Source organism: Pseudomonas sp. C9-3 (assembly GCF_032392015.1).
In the GTDB taxonomy this organism is placed as follows: Bacteria; Pseudomonadota; Gammaproteobacteria; order Pseudomonadales; family Pseudomonadaceae; genus Pseudomonas; species Pseudomonas nitroreducens.
Genome location: NZ_CP135919.1, coordinates 3,826,295 through 3,843,807, shown reverse-complemented (window position 1 = coordinate 3,843,807; position 17,513 = coordinate 3,826,295). Strand labels below are relative to the sequence as shown.

Sequence of the window (17,513 nt, the reverse complement as noted above, 5' to 3'; positions counted from 1 at the left end):
GTGAAGCGTGCGATCCTGCTGTTGCCCCTGGCGATCTTCCTGGTCGTCGCGGTATTCCTCTTCCGTGGCCTGTGGCTGGACCCCAGCGAGCTGCCCTCGGCGCTGATCGGCAAGCCGTTCCCGGCGTTCTCCCTGCCCAGCGTCACCGAGCCGGGCAAGACCTACACCGAGGCCGATATCAAGGGCAAGCCGGCGCTGGTCAACGTCTGGGGCACCTGGTGCCCGACCTGCCGCTTCGAGCATCCGGTGTTGACCGACCTCGCCGCCAAGGGCGTGGTGATCTACGGCATCAACTACAAGGATGACGGCGCCGCCGCGCAGAAGTGGCTCAAGGAGCTGCACAACCCCTACCTGCTGAACATCGCCGACGCACAGGGCACCCTCGGCCTGGACCTGGGCGTCTACGGCGCGCCGGAGACCTACATCATCGACAAGGACGGCATCATCCGCCACAAGCTGGTTGGCGCCGTCGACGAGAAGGTCTGGCGCGAGCAGTTGGCGCCGATCTACCAGGGGCTGGTCGACGAGGCGCAAGGTAAATGAAGCGACTTCTTGCCGCCGCAGCGCTGGGCCTGGCTCTCACTGGTATCGCCCACGCGGCCATCGACACCTACGAGTTCGCCAACGACGCCGAGCGCGAACGTTTCCGCGACCTGACCACCGAGCTGCGTTGCCCCAAGTGCCAGAACCAGGACATCGCCGACTCCAACGCGCCGATCGCCGCCGACCTGCGCAAGCAGATCTACACCCAGATGGCGGCCGGCAAGAGCAACCAGCAGATCGTCGACTACATGGTCGACCGCTACGGCGAGTTCGTGCGCTACAAGCCCGAAGTCAGCGAGCGCACCTGGCTGCTCTGGTTCGGCCCCGCCGCGCTGCTGGGGCTGGGCGTGATCATCATCGGGGCCATCGTCGTGCGCCGCCGTCGCCCGGCCGCTGCCACTTCCACCACGCTGTCCGCCGAGGAGCAGGCGCGTCTCGACCAATTGCTGGATAACCAAGACAAATGATCGATTTCTGGCTCGCCGCCGGCCTGCTGTTGCTGGTAGCCCTGGCATTTCTCCTCGTCCCTCTGCTGCGTGGCCGCAAGGCCCAGGCCGAGGAAGACCGCACCGCCCTCAACGTCGCCCTGTACCAGGAACGCCTGGCAGAGCTGACCGCCCAGCGTGACGCCGGGACTCTCGACGACGCCCAGCTCGAAGCCGGCCGCGCCGAAGCGGCCCGCGAGCTGCTCTCCGATACCGAAGGTGCCAGCGAGGACCGTCGCTCGCGCCTGGGCCGTGCGGCGCCGATGATCGTCGCGCTGGTCCTGCCATTCCTTGCCCTGGGCCTGTATCTGCACTGGGGCGCCAGCGACAAGGTCGCCCTGGCCCGCGAATTCGCCACCGCGCCGCATTCCATGGAAGAAATGACCACTCGCCTGGAGCGCGCGGTGCAGGCCCAGCCGGATTCCGCCGAGGGCTGGTACTTCCTCGGCCGCACCTACATGACCCAGAACCGCGCCGGCGACGCTGCCAAGGCCTTCGAGCAGGCCGCGCGCCTCTCCGGTCGCCAGCCGGAAGTGCTCGGCCAGTGGGCCCAGGCGCTGTACTTCGCCGGTGACAAGGCGCTGACCCAGCAGGTCCGCGAGCTGGCCGACGAAGCCCTGAAGAAGGACCCACAGGAAGTCACCACCCTCGGTCTGCTCGGCATCGCCGCCTTCGAGGACGAGAAGTACGCCGACGCCATCGACTACTGGGGCCGCCTGGTTGCCGTGCTGCCGCAGGACGATCCGTCCCGCAGCGCCATTGCCGGTGGCATCGAGCGCGCCCGCCAGCGCATGGTCGAGAAGGGCGAGACCCCGCCGGAGGCTCCTGCCGCAGCGCAGGCCGCCGGTGTAACCCTGAAGGTGAAGGTCGACCTGACCGCCGCCGTGAAGGGCCAGGTCAAGCCGGACGACAGCGTGTTCGTCTTCGCCCGCGCTGTGAGCGGCCCGCCGATGCCGCTGGCGGTGAAGCGCCTGAAGGTCTCCGACCTGCCCAGCGAGGTTTCCCTCAGCGATGCCGACGCGATGATGCCGCAGCTAAAGCTCTCGCAGCATCCGCAGGTGCAGCTCGTCGCGCGGATCTCCCGTGCCGGCAATGCCATTACCGGCGAATGGATCGGACGCAGCGAAGCGTTGTCTACTGCCAACGCGGGCGAGCAGAGCGTCACCATCGACAGCCCGGATCAGAAGTAAGACGAACAAGAGAGGGTTGAGCGATGAAGGGCAGAGTGCTGGCGCTGGGCGCCATGCTGGTATTGGGTGGTTGTGTGGTGCAGCCGCAGCAACCTGAGCAGCCGCCACAACAGACGCCTCCGCCCGCGCATCCGACCACTCCGACACCGCCGCCCAAGCAGTCGTCTTCGCCGATCACCCCGCAGCCGAGCTCCGCACCGGCTGCCAAGCGCCCGACCCAGTTCGCCCCGCCGCCCGGTGGCAAGGGGCGCTGGGATGCCAGCCTGGGCGTCTACGTGATCCAGGGCCAGAAGGACCTCTACTACCGCCAGCGGACCTATTACCACTGGGACAACGGCTGGTACTGGGGCGTCGGCCCGCAAGGCCCGTGGACCGAGACCGACAGCAGCGGCGTGCCGCCGGGGCTGACGCGCAAGTACGCGCAATAACGCGGGCTTTTCGTAGGAGCGAGCTTGCTCGCGAACCGCTTGACGCCGGTGTCGCCGGGAGTCTCGTTCGCGAGCAAGCTCGCTCCTACAGGTTCCACCGAGGCGGCGCTCAATCGAACGTCCCCATCTCCGTCCCCAGCTCTATCACTTCCACCCGGTTGCGCCCACTGGCCTTGGCCTTGTACAGCGCCTTGTCCGCCGCCGCGTAGAGGCCCTCGTAGGTTCCCGGCATGCCGGCTTCCAGGCAGGCAATGCCGAAGCTGGCGGTGAGATAGAGCAAGCCGTCCTTCATCGGCAAGGGAGTTTCCTCCAGCAGGCGGCGCACCTTTTCGGCGATGGTGCGCGCCTGCGGCTGCGAGGTGTCGGGCAACAGCAGCAGGAACTCCTCGCCACCCAGGCGCGCCACGCTGTCGCCGGTGCGTGTGTAGTTGCGCAGGAGCGTGGCGGTGTGGCGGATGACTTCATCGCCCAGTGGATGGCCATAGCGGTCGTTGATGAACTTGAAATGATCCAGGTCCACCATGAGCAGGCTGATGGGCGCCGGCTGGCGCGCGGCGCGGGACAGCTCCATGCCCACCAGCTGGTCGAACTGGCGGCGGTTGAACAACCCGGTCAGCGGGTCGTGGCCGGCGAGGTATTCCAGCTGGCGGTTCTTTTCCTCCAGTTCCAGCCGCTGTTGGCGGAGGAACTCGCGTTGGCGCAGGTTGCGCACATGGCCGTGCCAGAGGATCAGCGAAAGGATCACGCCGATGCCACAGATGGTCAGCCCGCCCATCTGATTGGACAGGCGCAACTGCGGATCGGCCTGGGTCAGGCCGATCGTCAGTTCGAAGGCGGCGAAGGCGAGAATGTAGAGGGTGACCGCCAGTCGGGGGCGCATCAGCAGGATCAGGGCGGCGGCCACCGAGGCCATCAGGAAGGGCGTGATGCTGCTGGTGACCTGTTGGTCTGCGCCGGTTATGGCGACGCCGAAGCCCAGCAGCAAGGCGCTGCCCAGGATGGTCAGCAGTTGCATGTACCACAGCGGCGCGCTGCGCCTGGGTGGTAAGGCGAGCCATGCCAGCAGCCCGAGCAGGGAGAAGAGTACCGCGACCGTGGCATGCACGCGGATGATGTCCATCCTCCAGCCGTCGTGCGCCGCGCTCGCCCCTTGCAGATTGAGCTTGAACACGATGATGTGGATCAGATCGAAGAGCACGGCCAGCGGTGCCGACAGATACAGCCGCCTGAGGTTTTCCCGGGCGATCGGCAGCGCCAGCGCGTCGTTGACCGCGATGGCGTGGTGCAGTCGCTGGAGCAACGTCCTGGACACGGGCTCTGGCCTCCTGCGCAAAGTGCCGGGCAGTTGCAGAATAGTCAGCCGCTGCCACGCTGTCGTGGCGATCGAGCCTGACGTGACCAGGCCTTGCATTGAGGGAGTCACAGGCCGCTATCGATAAATTTCCGACCCTGGCAACGAATTGGCCTGGAACATTGTCGGATAAGCCCTCTGCGGGCATAGTCCGCAACCCGGATCGCTCAAGGATATGCGTCATGAATAGAGTGCAAAGACTGCCGACGGAGCAGGGCCTGGATGCCGAGCGCGCCCTGCTGGACGCCACCTTTGCCGGCCAGCGTGACAGCGGCCTGCTGTTCTGGCGCCCACTGGAGCAGTCCCTGGTGATGCCGCGCCGGCTGAGCCGACTGGAAGGCTTTTCTGCCGCCGAGGCCGCGTGTGCCGGCCTGGGGTGGCCGATCGCCCTGCGCGACACCGGTGGCGAACCGGTACCGCAGTCCCCAGGCGTGCTCAATGTCGCACTGGTCTATGCGATCCCGCCGGGCGATAACGAGCAGACGCGTATTGAAACCGCCTATCTGCGCCTGTGCCAGCCGCTGTGCGACTGGTTGGCCGCCCTCGGACTCGATCCGGGCCTGGGGGAAGTGGATGGCGCCTTCTGCGATGGCCGCTACAACGTCAACCTGGGTGGTCGCAAGCTGGTGGGCACCGCCCAGCGCTGGCGCCGCCGGCCCAGCGACGGGCGCTATGTGGTCCTGGCCCACGGCGCGATCCTGATGGAAAACCAGCGCGAGCCGATGGTCGATGCGGTGAATGCCTTCTACGAGAATTGTGGGCTCGACGCGCGCGTGCGCGCCACCAGCCACGTGGCGCTGGATGAGCGGTACGAACAGCCCTGGGACCAGGTTGACGCCCTGGCCGGGCAGTTCCAGCGGCACTTGCTGGCCGAGGGTGTGGCGCTGGATGTGTGATACGAACGACGTGGGTGGATATTCGCTTCGCCCCAACCCTTCCAAGGAGTCTTGATACATGGAACATGGGACGAATTACCTGCAATCCACGGTGGTCTTCCTGATCGCCGCGGTGTTCATGGTGCCGTTGGCCAAGCGCCTGCAGCTCGGCGCTGTGCTGGGTTACTTGCTCGCTGGGGTGATCATCGGGCCGTACCTGCTGGGCCTGATCGACAACCCGGAAAGCGTCGCCAGCCTTTCCGAGCTGGGTGTGGTGCTGCTGCTCTTCATCATCGGCCTGGAGCTGTCGCCCAAGCGCCTCTGGGTGATGCGCAAGCAGGTATTCGGCGTGGGCCTGGCGCAGGTGCTGCTGACCGCCCTGGCACTGGGCAGCCTCGCCGTGCTGGTGTTCGAGCTGCCGGTGAATACCGCCGTGGTGATCGGTGGCGGCCTGGCGCTGTCGTCCACCGCCTTCGGCCTGCAGATTCTCGCGGAGCGCAAGGAACTCAACAGTCCCTATGGACGCCTGGCGTTCGCCATCCTGTTGTTCCAGGACATCGCCGCGATCCCGCTGATCGCCATGATCCCTCTGCTGGGCGCCCGCGCCGACACCCTCGCTCCCGGTGGCGATGTCGCCCATGTGATCGAAGTGGTGGGCAGCATCGCCGTGGTGGTGATCGGCGGGCGCTTCCTGCTGCGCCCGGTGTTCCGCTCGGTGGCGCGCACCGGTCAGGCTGACCTGTCCACCGCCACTGCCTTGCTGGTCGTGGTCGGTACGGCGTGGTTGATGGAGGAGGCCGGTGTATCCATGGGGTTGGGCGCCTTCCTCGCCGGCCTGTTGCTGGCGGATTCCGAGTACCGCCATGAACTGGAAGCGCAGATCGAACCCTTCAAGGGGCTGTTGCTGGGGCTGTTCTTCATCAGCGTGGGCATGAGTGCTGACCTCGGCCTGCTCAAGAACGAGCCGTTCCGGGTCATCGGCCTGACCCTGCTGCTGGTGGCGATCAAGCTGCCGCTGTTGTTCGTCATCGGCCGTCTGGCCGGTGGCCTGGACAAGGTATCGGCGCTGCGCCTGGGCGTGCTGCTCGGTGCCGGTGGCGAGTTCGCCTTCGTGGTGTTCAAGCTGGCGGCGGCGCAGGGTCTGATGGATGCCGACATGCATTCGCTGCTGGTGCTGGGCATCACCCTGTCCATGGCGATGACGCCGCTGATGGTGCTGGCCCTCGCACGCAGCATCAAACCCAAGCCCGAGGTACTGCGAGAGCCGCCGCCGGAGTACAGCCAACTGCCGGACGACGCGCCGCGCGTGGTGATCGCCGGTATGGGCCGGATGGGCCAGGTGGTTGCCCGTATCATGCGCGCCCAGGGCGTGCCCTTCGTCGCGCTGGACACCTCGGTGGACACCATCGAACTGACCCGCAGCTACGGCAATATCCCGATCTTCTACGGCGACCCGCTGCGCCCGGAAATCCTCCGGGCAGCCCAGGTGGAGAAGGCCGAGTTCTTCGTCGTCGCCACCGACGATCCGCAGACCAACATCGAGACCGCGCGCCTGGTGCGCAAGCTCTATCCGCACATCAAGGTCATCGGCCGGGCGCGTAACCGCCAGCACGTCTATCACCTGCTGGACGCCGACGCGACGCCGGTGCGCGAAACCTTCCACTCGAGCCTGGAAATGAGCCGCCTGCTGCTCACCGGCCTGGGCCTGAACGAAGAGCAGGTCGGCGCGCGCATCCGCCGCTTCAAGCGCCACGACGAGGCGGTGCTGATGGCCCAGTACCGCGTCTACGACGACGAGAAAGCCGTGGTCCAGACTGCCCGCGAGGCACGCAAGGAACTGGAAACCCTGTTCGAGGCCGACCACCTGGAAGACCAGGGTATCGGCCACCACTGACGGGCCATTCCGCGCATCGATAGTGCTGGGGCGGGCTGCCCGCCCCGGCGCATCCTCGGGTCTTCGCAACGGAGGCCCCATCGATGAGCGACTACCGCACCTTTATCCGGGAGGACCGCGACGGCGTAGCCGTGGTGAGCTTCCGTCACCCGCCGATCAACCTGATCGACCGCGCCATGGTCATCGACCTGCTGCACCTGGCCGATGAGCTCGAGCGCAATGCCGATATCCGCGTGGTGTTGTTTCGTAGCAGCAACCCGGACTTCTTCCTTGCTCATTACGACCTCGGCAGCCAGCTCGACACGCCGCCGATGAAGCTGCCCGCCGGCATGGCCAGCCCGCTCAGTGCGCTGTTCAGCCGCTTCAGCCGGCTGCCGCAGGTGACCATTGGCGAGTTGCGCGGCCGCGCGCGTGGCGCCGGCAGCGAATTCCTCCTGGCGCTGGACATGCGCTTCGCCTCTCGGGAGCGCGCTCTGCTCGGCCAGCCGGAGGTCGCGGTTGGTTTGTTGCCTGGCGCGGGCGGTACGGTGCGCCTGGCACAGATGCTCGGGCGGGGCAGGGCGCTGGAGGTCTGCCTGGGTGGCGAGGACTTCGATGCGGACACGGCAGAGCGCTACGGCTGGATCAACCGGGCACTGGCGGACGCGGAACTGGAAGGATTCTGCGAGGCCCTGGCGCGACGGATCGCGGCCTTCCCGGCGGCGGGCATCGCCCATGTGAAGGCGGTGGTGGATCAGGTGACGGCGGCGGATCAGGCGGCGCTGGCGGAGGAATCGCAGCGCTTCGTCGGTGACATGTCTGCACCCGGAACGGTGGAGCGGGTGCGCTGGATGATGGACAACGGTGGCCAGCGGGACGGGGAACTCGAACGCGACCTGGGGGCAGCGCTCGGGCGCTACCCGGGCTGAACCGCTGGCGAGGACGGCGTCACGCGGTCTTCGCCAGGATCGGCTCGTTCGCCACGGCGACCAGTATCGGCCGGGCCAATTGATGCTTGACCGCCGGACGCGGCTGGCGGCTGACTGAGGGGCGACCGTCGGGGATGACCACAGCCGAGCCCGGCGAGCGCAGGGTCAGCACGGCAATGACGCTGAGCAGCACCACAGCGGCGAGCACGATACTGGCCAGGGCGACGTAAAGCAGCAGCTCCACCAGGGAGCCAACGAGCAGCAGGAAATCGAGAATGACTTGCATGGTGGTGTCCTCTTGACGATCCGTTGGGGGCGTCTCGCGAGTAGCTCGTTCGCCCCTGCGGCCCGACTGCGGGGCCGGCGAATCTCCTGCCAGCGAGTTGATGGGGCAAAGATGCCGCGCACGGACTATCAAGAGAACTGAATGCGTCGACTGGTGACTATCGACGTTATCGATAACGGCTGGAAGCCGCAGTTTAGAGAGGCACCCTGGCTAATTTCGGGCGCCTGCGACCTTGGTCTCGTAGACGCTCAGAACTTCTCGCCCGGCTGCAGGAAGCGCCACTGGCCGGCGGGCAGCTTGCCCATGGCCACGCCGCCCAGGCGCAGGCGGCGGATCGACAGGGCATGCAGGCCTACGGCGCGGCACATGGCGCCGATCTGGCCGGGGCGGAACTGCTTGCCGGCGAAGCGCAGGCGGTTCTCGCTCTGCCAGCTGACCTTCAGCGGCGGCAGCTCGCGGCCGTCGATGACCAGGCCACGGCACAGGCGCTTCAGGCCATTGTCGGCAATCTGCCCGCTGACCTCGACCACGTACTCGTGCTCGATGTTGTCCGCCTCGTCCACCAGCCGGCGCTGCACGCCGCGGCTCTGGGTGTAGACGAGCAGGCCGCTGGCGTCGGTCTCCAGCACCGTGGTGTTGAACTGGTGGCCGAAGTGCTTGCGCAGCAGGCGTTGCTGCAGGTTGTCCTCGGCCCAGCGCTTGTCCGGCGTCAGCAGTTGCTGGGCGGAGTTGGCGCCGTTGCCGCTGCCCAGGCCGACCGGCTTGTGCACCAGGATGGTCACCGGCGGAATCGGGTCGGCGGAGGCACCCGGCAGCAGTTCGATGCGCTGGGCGTCGACCTTGAATTGCGGTTCTTCCACGCGCTGGCCGTCCACCGTGACCCAGCCGCCCTCGATGTACAGCTCGGCTTCGCGGCGCGAACAGGGCAGCAGCTCGGCGAGGCGCTTGGACAGGCGGATGGCTTCGGACATTTCGGGTAACCAGGCAGGGGGAAAGCGATCATTGTAACCGCAAGCCAGCGGAATGATCCGCGCGGCTTCCGGTCACAACTCCAGAGCAAGCAATGAGGAAGCGCGATGCGGATCACCCTGATCGACGGCCTGGGCTGGGACCTGGACGAACACGGCAGCGGCGGCCTGATCAACAAGCGTGGTGAGAAGGTGCACCTGCGCCAGGGCGACATGGACGGCGCGTGCGGGCCGTACTGCCTGGTGATGGCGATGCTGGCGCGCAACCAGCTCGGCCGGCGCGCGGCCAAGGGCCTGGCGCCGGTGGATTCGCGCACCCGCTACGGGCGGCTGATGGAGGCGTTGAACGCGCACGAGACCCTGGTGCGCGTTGGCACCACCGGCGCGGATCTGCTGGAGCTGCTCAAGGTCATCAGCGACAAGGAATACCGCGTCGAACGCGGCAACGGTACGCGGATGGTCGAGCTGACCCGGCGGCACCTCGACGAGAATATCCCGGTGGTGCTGGGCTTCCACGGCCGCAAGGACAGCGATATCCGCCACTGGTGCCTGGCGGTGGGGATGAGCGACGACGCCTTTTTCCTTCTCGACCCGGCGCACGACCTGCAGCGCGGGCTGGCCTGGAACGCGGTGCTCACCACCCAGGCCAATGGTTCGCGCTTCGGTTATCGCTACCTCAACGCGAAAGGTACCTGGGCGGTGACGCTCAAGGAAATGGTGGCGCTGCTCTAGGCCTTTGCTGGTGTGGCAGGGCTCAGCGAGAGAAGCGGAACAGGTTGTAGCCACCCAGTTGCTCGGGCACCAGCAGCACGAAGCCGTCGTGCGAGTTGCGCACCACGCCGACCACGTCGGTCTCGCGCGCCGCCGCCTGCTCCAGGCCGCTGTAGCCCACCTGCGGGTCGTCGTTCACCGAAGCGCCGCCGACGAATACCAGCTGCTTGTCGTCCAGGCGTTGCAGATAGCCGCTGATGCGCTGCGAACCGCTGGTCTTCTCCAGGTACAGGCCCTTTGGCGTTTGCCGCACCGAGCACTTGAAGTTCGGGTAGCCGTACAGCGCTTCCGTTTCGATCTGCACCGAGCGGCATTTCCAGTTCCCGGTCAGGGCCGCGTCGGCCAGTGGTTCGGGATCTTCCAGCACGATGCGGTACAGATTCAGCGCTTCGTTGCGGGTGGTCTCGTCTTCGCTCTGCTGGAGCTGGTCGAGCAGGCGCTTGACCTCGCCATCGAGGGTCGTCAGGCGCTGCTGGTCGGCAGCGTTGACCACGGCGGGCCAGACGATCGCGGTGTCGTCGGCGAAGGCCAACGGGGAGAGCAGCAGGCCGGCGGCGAGCAGGGCAGCGGTGAGGGAGCAGCGTTTCGACATCTTGTGCATTCCATTGCGGGGGAAATCCCGCGGCGCGCGCCGCGGGCGAGAGGTTTCAGGGGGTGTCCTGAACTGGCGGCTCGATGGGCGGAGCGACGGGCGCCTCGCGCTCGTGGACCCAGGACATGAACAGCTCGTAGCCCAGCGCCAGTACCACCGGGCCGACGAACAGGCCGATGATGCCATTGCTGAGCATGCCGCCCAGGGCGCCGATCAGGATCACCGGCATCGGCACCTTGCCGCCGCGCCCGAACATCAGCGGCTTGAGGACGTTGTCGGAGAGGCCGCCGGCCATGGTCCAGATCGTGAACAGGATGGCGACCAGCAGCGAATCGTTGGTCATGAACACATAGATGATCGCCGGGATGGTGATCAGCACCACCGGCAACTGGGTGATGCCCAGCAACAGGACGCCCAGGGCCAGCAGGCCGGCGCCGGGAATGCCCATGACGACGAAGCCCAGGCCGAGGATCATGGTCTGGATGAAGGCCACGCCGACTACGCCCTGGGCTACCGCTCGGATGGTGCCGGTGCACAACTCGGCCAGCCCCGGCCCGCGGTCCGGGCCGGAGATACGGATGGCGATATCGCAGGAGGTTCGGCTGCCCAGTTCGCCGTAGGCCATGATCACCCCGGCAATGACGAACGCGGCGAGGAACTGCATCAGGCCCATGCCCGCACCCGCCGCCTGACCCGCCAGGGTCTTGGCGACGCCCTGCAGGTGCGGGGCCATCTGGTGGACCACACCCATGAAGTCGGTGGCCACGCGTGTCCAGAAGGGATAGACGTACTGACCGATCACCGGCCAGGTCTGCACCGAGTCGGGCGGCAGAGGTATCTGCAGGGTTCGGTTCTGGATCGCGTGCACCAGGTCGCGTACCGAATCGGCCATCGACATGCCGATCACCACCACCGGCACCAGCAGGATTACCAGGCCGAGGATCACGATCAGCGTTGCCGCGCTGTTGGGCCGTCCGCCCAGCCAGCCGCTGAGCAACTGATGCAGCGGGTAGAGGGTGATGGCGAGGATCACCGACCAGAGCATGAGGTCGAGGAAGGGATGGAAGATGCGGAAGCAGAACAGCGCCAGCAACAGGATCAGGCCGGCGCGGATCAGCACATCGAGCAGGTTGCGCGACAGCAGCTTTTCCGGGGAGGGCAGCATGGGGTGCTCCTTGCAGCGGGCGCGACGTGGCCCAGTCCTTAACTATTGGCGGACTCTGCCCGAGTGCAAGGTGTTCAGGCAATAAAGGAAGTTCGGTATTGCGGGGAGGATCGTGAAAAGCGCGGAGGTGAAGCGGGGGAGGCGGGCAGCCTGCCGAGGTTCGGCAGGCTTGCCAGCGGGTATTACTTCTTGCCGAGGCTGATGTGGCGGCTCGGTGCGCCGTAGTTCTGACCGGTCACGCCCTTGGCGATCTGCTGGATCTCACCGCCGGAGTTCAGGAAGGCGGCGATCTGGGCTTCCAGGGCTTCGCTGGTCGCGGTAGCGGCGGGAGCCTTGGGGGCGGCTTTCTGGCGGGTGGAGGGCTTGGTAGTCATATCTGCCATACCTGTCTGCGCAAATTGGCCGCCCATTGTACATCAAACGAGCAGCTTTCGGGGCGGTCATGGAACGAACGGTCCCATTCGGCTGCCTGAATCGTCCTTCGCGCGCGATGTGGCGGCAGTGCTACCCTCTGCGCACTCCGGCCTTTCAGAGCCTGCCATGTCCCTGCTGTCGTCCCGCCAGCGCAATGCCTTGCGCCTGGCTCGCTCGTTCCTCGCACCTTACCGCTGGCGTGCCCTTGGCGCGCTGCTGGCGCTGCTGTTCACCGCCGCCATCACCCTGTCCCTGGGGCAGGGCATCCGCCTGCTGGTGGACCAGGGCTTCATCACCCAGTCCGAACAGTTGCTCACCCGCGCCATCGGTATCTTCTTCGCCCTGGTGCTGTGCCTGGCAGTGGGCACCTTCGTGCGCTTCTACCTGGTGTCGTGGATTGGCGAGCGGTTCGTCGCGGACATCCGCCAGCGCGTGTTCGACCACCTGATCGAGTTGCATCCCGGCTTCTACGAGAACAACCGCGCCTCGGAAATCCAGTCGCGGCTGACCGCCGACACCACGCTGCTGCAGTCGGTGATCGGCTCCTCGCTGTCGATGGCGCTGCGCAATGTGCTGATGCTGCTGGGCGGGGTGATCCTGATGTTCTTCACCAACGCCAAGCTGACCAGCATCGTGGTTGCATCGCTGCCGCTGGTGATCGCGCCGATCCTGCTGTTCGGCCGCCGCGTGCGCAGCCTGTCGCGGCTCAGCCAGGATCGCGTGGCGGACGTCGGCAGTTACGTCGGCGAGTCCCTCGGCCAGATCAAGACGGTGCAGGCCTACAACCACCAGGCGCAGGACCGCGCACGCTTCGGGCGCACGGTGGAAGACGCCTTCGACACCGCGCGCAAGCGCATCATGCAGCGCTCCTGGCTGGTCAGCGTGGTGATCCTGCTGGTGCTTGGCGCAGTGGGGGTGATGCTCTGGGTCGGCGGCATGGACGTGATCGCCGGGCGCATCAGCCCCGGCGACCTCGCTGCCTTCGTGTTCTACAGCCTGATCGTCGGCATGGCCTTCGGCACGCTGAGCGAGGTGATTGGAGAGTTGCAGCGCGCCGCCGGTGCGGCCGAGCGCATCGCCGAGCTATTGCGGGCGCGCAGTGAAATCCACGCACCGGCCAGCGACCTGCTGCGTTTGCCCGAGCGCATTGTCGGCAGCATCGATCTGCAGGGCGTGCATTTCGCCTATTCGTCGCGCCCGGAGCAATGGGCCATCGATGGCATCGACCTGCGTGTGGAACCGGGCGAAACCCTGGCGCTGGTGGGGCCGTCGGGCGCGGGCAAGTCCACCCTGTTCGATCTGCTGCTGCGCTTCTACGACCCGCAGCAGGGGCGCATCCTGATCGACGGGCAGCCGATCGCACGGCTCGATCCGGCGGACCTGCGCCGAAGCTTCGCGCTGGTTTCGCAGAACCCGGCGCTGTTCTTCGGCACGGTGGAGGAGAACATCCGCTACGGCCGCCCCGGCGCCAGCGATGCCGAAGTGGTGGCTGCCGCCCGTGCAGCCCACGCCCACGAATTTATCCTGCGTCTGCCTGAGGGTTATCAGACTCATCTGGGGGAGAGCGGCCAGGGGCTTTCCGGCGGGCAGCGCCAGCGCCTGGCGATTGCCCGCGCGTTGCTGGTGGACGCGCCTATCCTGTTGCTGGACGAAGCCACCAGCGCGCTGGACGCCGAGAGCGAACACCTGATCCAGCAGGCGTTGCCGGGACTGATGCGTGACCGCACCACGCTGGTGATCGCCCACCGCCTGGCCACGGTGCTCAATGCCGACCGCATCGCGGTGATCGAGCACGGCCGCCTGGTGGCGTTGGGGCGACACGCCGAGTTGGTGGCGAGCAACCCCTTGTATGCGCGCCTGGCCGAACTCCAGTTCGGCCAGGCGGAACAGAACCTGTAGGAGCGAGCTTGCTCGCGAACTGCTTAAATGCGGAACTGCCGCAAAGCATGGTTCGCGAGCAAGGGCTGGGCGCCCCCTCGGTCCTACATAAAGCCGGCGTTCGGCGGCTTGAGGCGCATCCTTGCGCCAATGCGCGTAGAATGCTCGCCCCGTTCACGAGGTAAGCGTCATGGCAGTCATAGGTCGGTTCAATTCGTTGCAGGTGGCCAAGCACACCGATTTCGGTCTCTACCTGGATGGCGAGAGCCACGGCGAAATCCTGCTGCCCAAGCGCTATGTGCCGAAGAACGAACCCACCGAGGTGGGCGACTGGCTGAACGTGTTCATCTACCTGGACAGCGAAGACCGTCTGATCGCCACCACCCAGAAGCCCAAGGTGCAGGTCGGCGGTTTTGCCAGCCTCAAGGTGGTGGAGGTCAATCGCATTGGCCTGTTCCTCGACTGGGGGCTGCCCAAGGACCTGCTCCTGCCGCACTCGGAAGAGAAACGTCCGCTGCAGGTTGGCGATTACTGCGTGGTCTACGTCTACCTCGACGAGCGCAGCCGCCGCATCACCGCCACCGCGCGCCTGGACCGCTACCTGGACAACACCCCGGCGAACTACAAGGCCGGCCAGGAAGTCGACCTGCTGGTCGTCGAGCGCACCGACCTGGGCTACAAGGCGATCATCGAAGGCAAGCACTGGGGGCTGATCCACAAGAACGAAGCGTTCAAGTTCCTGCGTGGCGGCCTGCGTGAGAAGGGCTACATCAAGGAAATGCGCGCCGACGGCAAGATCAGCCTGAGCCTGCAGCCGGCCGGCGCGGGGCTCTCGGATGCCCTGAGCGAGAAGATCCTCCAGGCTCTGCGCGATGCCGGCGGCAAGCTGGCGATCAGCGACAAGAGCCCGCCAGAGCTGATCGCGCAGCAGTTCGGCGTCAGCAAGGGCAACTTCAAGAAGGCCATCGGCGGCCTGTTCAAGCAGGGCCTGATCGTCATCCACGACGATCGCATCGAGCTGGCCTGACGGCTCAGCCGCGCCCGCGGACGATGGACTCGGCCACCGCGCAACGCGGCTCGGCCGGGGCCAGCGAGCCCATGCGCTGCAGGTCGACCGGCGTGCCCGGCTCGGCCTTCAGCTGGCGACGCAGGTCGTCGAACACCCGGTCATGCTCCTTGCGAAAGCGCAGTACCGGCCCGCTGCAGACCCGCAGGCCGTGCCGTCGCAAAATGCGCGTGGCGCTGCCGGCGAAGTTGAAGGCGAGATCGCCGGGGAGTTCGAAGCCGTCATTGAAGGGCTGGCCGTCGATTTCGCCATCCAGCTCGAATTTCACTGTCGCATCACGGCTGGTGGCATTTTCCACGACGTAGCTCATGCGAATACGGTACTGCTGCCGATCGAGGCCGGCGGTGGAGTGGATGGTGACCTGAGCGGGAACGGTCATTTTTTCTCCTGGTAACGCCAGCCCGCGACCGAAGCCGCGGGCGTTCGATATTGGGCTCAGAGGCTCAGCTGTCCGGAATAGAGACCGTAGCCGGCGCCCAGTGTTGCGGCCAGCAGGACGGCAAAGATCAGCCCTTCCGCCTTGCTGAACACGCGTTCGCCGCGCTCGCGCTTGGCCATGATGAACAGCACCACGCCCGGGGTGTAGAGCAGCGCCGAGAGCAGCAGGTGATCCATGCCGCCGGCATACACCAGCCACAGGCTGTAGATGAGGGCGATGGCGCCGATTACCAGGTCCTTGCGGCGCTCGCGCAGCAGACCTTCATAGCTTTCCCCGCGCAGGCACAGCAGCACGGCGTAGCCGGCGGAGAACAGGTAAGGCAGCAGCGCCATGGATGCGGCCAGGTACACCAGGCTGGTGTAGGTGCTGGCGGCGAACAGGGTGACGATCAGGAATACCTGCACCGTGGCGTTGCTCAGCCACAGCGCGTTGACCGGCACGTCCGCTTTGCTCTCCTGGGCGAGGAACCTGGGCATGGTGTGGTCCTGGGCAGCGGCGAACATGATTTCCGCGCTCAGCAGAATCCACGCCAGTAGCGCGCCGAACAGCGAGACGACCAGCCCGGCGATGATCAGCACGGCGCCCCAGTGACCGACCACGTGTTCCAGTACGTAGGCCATGGACGGGTTGGGCAAGCCGGCCAGTTGCGCCTGGTTCATCATGCCCATGGACAGCACGTTCACCAGCACCAGCAGCGCCATCACCGAGACGAAGCCGATCACCGTGGCGGTGCCGACATCCGAGCGCTTCTTCGCGTGGCCTGAGTACAGGTTGGCGCCCTCGATGCCGATGAACACCCAGACGGTGATCAGCATCATGTTGCGTACCTGGCTCATCACGCTGTCGAAATCGACATGACCGTGGCCCCAGAAATCGGCAGTGAACAGGTCCATGTCGAACGCCACCAGGCCGATCAGGATGAACAGGACGATGGGTACGACCTTGGCGACCGTGGTGATCTGGTTGATGAAGGCCGCTTGCTTGATCCCGCGCAGGATCAGGAAGTGCAGGCTCCACAGCAGCAGGGATGAGCAGACGAAGGCAATGGCGGTATTGCCCTCGCCGAACACCGGGAAGAAGTAGCCCAGCGCGCTGAAGATCAGCACGAAGTAGCTGACATTGCCGAGCATGGAACTGAGCCAGTAGCCCCATGCCGAATTGAAGCCGATGTAGTCGCCAAAGCCGGCCTTGGCGTAGGCGTAGACGCCGGCATCGAGTTCCGGCTTGCGGTTGGACAGGCTCTGGAAGACGAAGGCGAGCATCAGCATGCCGATACCGCTGATGGCCCAGCCGATGAGAACAGCGCCGGGGCTGGCGCTTTTCGCGACGTTCTGCGGCAGCGAGAAGATGCCGCCACCGATCATGGAGCCGACCACCAGGGCGGTGAGTGCAGCCAGGCCGAGTTTCTGGTTGGGCGATGTGGGCATTTCCCAGCCTCCTGAATGTGAATGGATTCGCATATTTTCGAATCCGCTCGGAGGCACTCGGCTGATGTATATCAATAGCAAGCTAACGGTTTCTGAACCGACCCTGAACGAGTTCTGTTGCGGTTCAACAGCGCGCAGGGCTAAGGCCGCGGGTCACCAGAGCCGCGGAGAAGAGACTGGCGCTTGCCGCTACATCATGTGGCGGAAGCGATTCCAGGCCTGCTCGACGGAGAGCCACCAGGCCGGCATGGCGCTGCCGAAGCCGGCGATCTCCAGGCGCGGGTGGTGGCGCACCACCATGTCCAGCACCGGTTCCTGCTCGGGCTTCACGTCGACGAAGAACACGTGGCGGCCTTGCTGCAGGTTGCCCTGGAAGCGGCGCACGTCGCCACTGGGGCGTTGCAGGCCGAAGAAGCTGCTTTCCCACAGGCTGAAGCCCAGCAGCACCGCGGCGAGGAAGACCACAGGGATCCAGCCGGCCGCCGTCTGCGTCCAGCCACTCAGGTAGCCGACCACCAGTACCAGCACGGCCAGTGCGGCACCGATCACCAGGCCGATCTTGCCCCAGTGCACCACGTCTTTCTTCATCACCGACGGCACTTCATGCAGGCGGTGCTCTTCCAGTTCTGCGTCGCTGTCACTGAGCACATGCATCTGCTCGATGCCGATGCCGCTTTCGGAAAGCTCCTGCTCGACCTGTTCCAGGTCGTCCAGGTTGTCGCTGATGTAGTAATGCCTGTTCATGACGAACCTCGCGCCCCTCGGAAATAAAAGATCCCCCCAGGGTTTCGTCCGTGATCTGCCGCGTTTCCCGGCAAATCTCCGGCGTTCGA

The 17,513-nt window shown here is 65.9% G+C and carries 19 protein-coding genes; 10 read left to right on the top strand and 9 right to left on the bottom strand.

Features of this window, described 5'->3' with window-relative positions; genetic code table 11:
- Genes dsbE through RS899_RS17390 form a run of 4 tightly spaced genes read left to right on the top strand, consistent with a single transcriptional unit; the run spans position 1 to position 2,646 of the window.
- Positions 1–543 carry a thiol:disulfide interchange protein DsbE gene (gene dsbE / locus RS899_RS17405; RefSeq protein WP_037013469.1) on the top strand — a complete coding sequence of 181 codons (543 nt, stop codon included), beginning with the start codon at positions 1–3 and terminating at the stop codon, positions 541–543.
- On the top strand, positions 540–1,010 hold the full coding sequence (locus tag RS899_RS17400; RefSeq protein ID WP_054907303.1) for a cytochrome c-type biogenesis protein: 471 nt from the start codon (positions 540–542) through the stop codon (positions 1,008–1,010). Before dsbE ends, RS899_RS17400 begins: the two co-directional genes overlap by 4 nt.
- Positions 1,007–2,218: a c-type cytochrome biogenesis protein CcmI gene (ccmI, locus tag RS899_RS17395; protein ID WP_315807680.1), complete on the top strand. Its 1,212-nt coding sequence runs from the start codon at positions 1,007–1,009 to the stop codon at positions 2,216–2,218. Before RS899_RS17400 ends, ccmI begins: the two co-directional genes overlap by 4 nt.
- 23 nt (positions 2,219–2,241) lie before the next feature.
- Entirely contained in the window at positions 2,242–2,646 is a 405-nt protein-coding gene (locus RS899_RS17390) for a hypothetical protein (protein WP_054907305.1), read from the top strand.
- A gap of 109 nt (positions 2,647–2,755) precedes the next feature.
- Here RS899_RS17390 and RS899_RS17385 read toward each other — a convergent pair whose 3' ends face one another.
- Entirely contained in the window at positions 2,756–3,958 is a 1,203-nt protein-coding gene (locus RS899_RS17385) for a GGDEF domain-containing protein (protein ID WP_054907306.1), read from the bottom strand.
- A 221-nt stretch (positions 3,959–4,179) separates the two neighbouring features.
- Here RS899_RS17385 and RS899_RS17380 point away from each other — a divergent pair, with 221 nt between their 5' ends.
- The 3 genes from RS899_RS17380 to RS899_RS17370 all read left to right on the top strand — a co-directional run bounded on the left by RS899_RS17380 (position 4,180) and on the right by RS899_RS17370 (position 7,674).
- Complete coding sequence (locus RS899_RS17380) at positions 4,180–4,893, top strand: lipoate--protein ligase family protein (protein WP_315807679.1); 714 nt, start codon at positions 4,180–4,182, stop codon at positions 4,891–4,893.
- Between the two features lie 58 nt (positions 4,894–4,951).
- Positions 4,952–6,766 carry a monovalent cation:proton antiporter-2 (CPA2) family protein gene (locus tag RS899_RS17375; RefSeq protein ID WP_054907308.1) on the top strand — a complete coding sequence of 605 codons (1,815 nt, stop codon included), beginning with the start codon at positions 4,952–4,954 and terminating at the stop codon, positions 6,764–6,766.
- An 83-nt stretch (positions 6,767–6,849) separates the two neighbouring features.
- On the top strand, positions 6,850–7,674 hold the full coding sequence (locus tag RS899_RS17370; protein ID WP_315807678.1) for an enoyl-CoA hydratase/isomerase family protein: 825 nt from the start codon (positions 6,850–6,852) through the stop codon (positions 7,672–7,674).
- 19 nt (positions 7,675–7,693) lie between these two features.
- On the opposite strand, the gene RS899_RS17365 is transcribed toward RS899_RS17370, so the two are convergent.
- Together RS899_RS17365 and RS899_RS17360 are read right to left on the bottom strand one after the other, a co-directional pair.
- On the bottom strand, positions 7,694–7,960 hold the full coding sequence (locus tag RS899_RS17365; RefSeq protein WP_315807677.1) for a hypothetical protein: 267 nt from the start codon (positions 7,958–7,960) through the stop codon (positions 7,694–7,696).
- 248 nt (positions 7,961–8,208) lie between these two features.
- Positions 8,209–8,931 (bottom strand): RNA pseudouridine synthase, encoded by a 723-nt coding sequence (locus RS899_RS17360; RefSeq protein ID WP_054907310.1) that lies wholly within the window; start codon positions 8,929–8,931, stop codon positions 8,209–8,211.
- A 105-nt stretch (positions 8,932–9,036) separates the two neighbouring features.
- Here RS899_RS17360 and RS899_RS17355 point away from each other — a divergent pair, with 105 nt between their 5' ends.
- Complete coding sequence (locus RS899_RS17355) at positions 9,037–9,660, top strand: hypothetical protein (protein WP_024765954.1); 624 nt, start codon at positions 9,037–9,039, stop codon at positions 9,658–9,660.
- A 22-nt stretch (positions 9,661–9,682) separates the two neighbouring features.
- On the opposite strand, the gene RS899_RS17350 is transcribed toward RS899_RS17355, so the two are convergent.
- The 3 genes from RS899_RS17350 to RS899_RS17340 all read right to left on the bottom strand — a co-directional run bounded on the left by RS899_RS17350 (position 9,683) and on the right by RS899_RS17340 (position 11,839).
- Complete coding sequence (locus RS899_RS17350; RefSeq protein WP_315807676.1) at positions 9,683–10,291, bottom strand: DUF4893 domain-containing protein; 609 nt, start codon at positions 10,289–10,291, stop codon at positions 9,683–9,685.
- 55 nt (positions 10,292–10,346) lie between these two features.
- A complete protein-coding gene (locus RS899_RS17345) occupies positions 10,347–11,456 on the bottom strand; it encodes an AI-2E family transporter (RefSeq protein WP_315807675.1) in 1,110 nt (369 codons plus the stop codon).
- A gap of 182 nt (positions 11,457–11,638) precedes the next feature.
- On the bottom strand, positions 11,639–11,839 hold the full coding sequence (locus RS899_RS17340) for a hypothetical protein (protein WP_024765957.1): 201 nt from the start codon (positions 11,837–11,839) through the stop codon (positions 11,639–11,641).
- Between the two features lie 157 nt (positions 11,840–11,996).
- On the opposite strand from RS899_RS17340, the gene RS899_RS17335 reads away from it, so the two are divergent.
- Entirely contained in the window at positions 11,997–13,769 is a 1,773-nt protein-coding gene (locus tag RS899_RS17335) for an ABC transporter transmembrane domain-containing protein (RefSeq protein ID WP_315807674.1), read from the top strand.
- A 169-nt stretch (positions 13,770–13,938) separates the two neighbouring features.
- Positions 13,939–14,775, top strand: coding sequence for a CvfB family protein (locus RS899_RS17330; protein WP_024765959.1), 837 nt, complete (start codon positions 13,939–13,941; stop codon positions 14,773–14,775).
- Between the two features lie 4 nt (positions 14,776–14,779).
- Here the strand turns inward: RS899_RS17330 and RS899_RS17325 are convergent, their stop codons facing one another.
- The 3 genes from RS899_RS17325 to RS899_RS17315 form a co-directional block, all read right to left on the bottom strand.
- Positions 14,780–15,193 (bottom strand): DUF5064 family protein, encoded by a 414-nt coding sequence (locus RS899_RS17325; RefSeq protein ID WP_315807673.1) that lies wholly within the window; start codon positions 15,191–15,193, stop codon positions 14,780–14,782.
- A gap of 56 nt (positions 15,194–15,249) precedes the next feature.
- Entirely contained in the window at positions 15,250–16,680 is a 1,431-nt protein-coding gene (arcD, locus tag RS899_RS17320; RefSeq protein ID WP_233299513.1) for an arginine-ornithine antiporter, read from the bottom strand.
- A gap of 189 nt (positions 16,681–16,869) precedes the next feature.
- The gene (locus RS899_RS17315) at positions 16,870–17,424 is read right to left on the bottom strand and encodes a hypothetical protein (RefSeq protein WP_054907316.1); all 555 of its coding nucleotides are present in this window, start codon (positions 17,422–17,424) and stop codon (positions 16,870–16,872) included.
- Between the last annotated feature and the right edge of the window lie 89 nt (positions 17,425–17,513).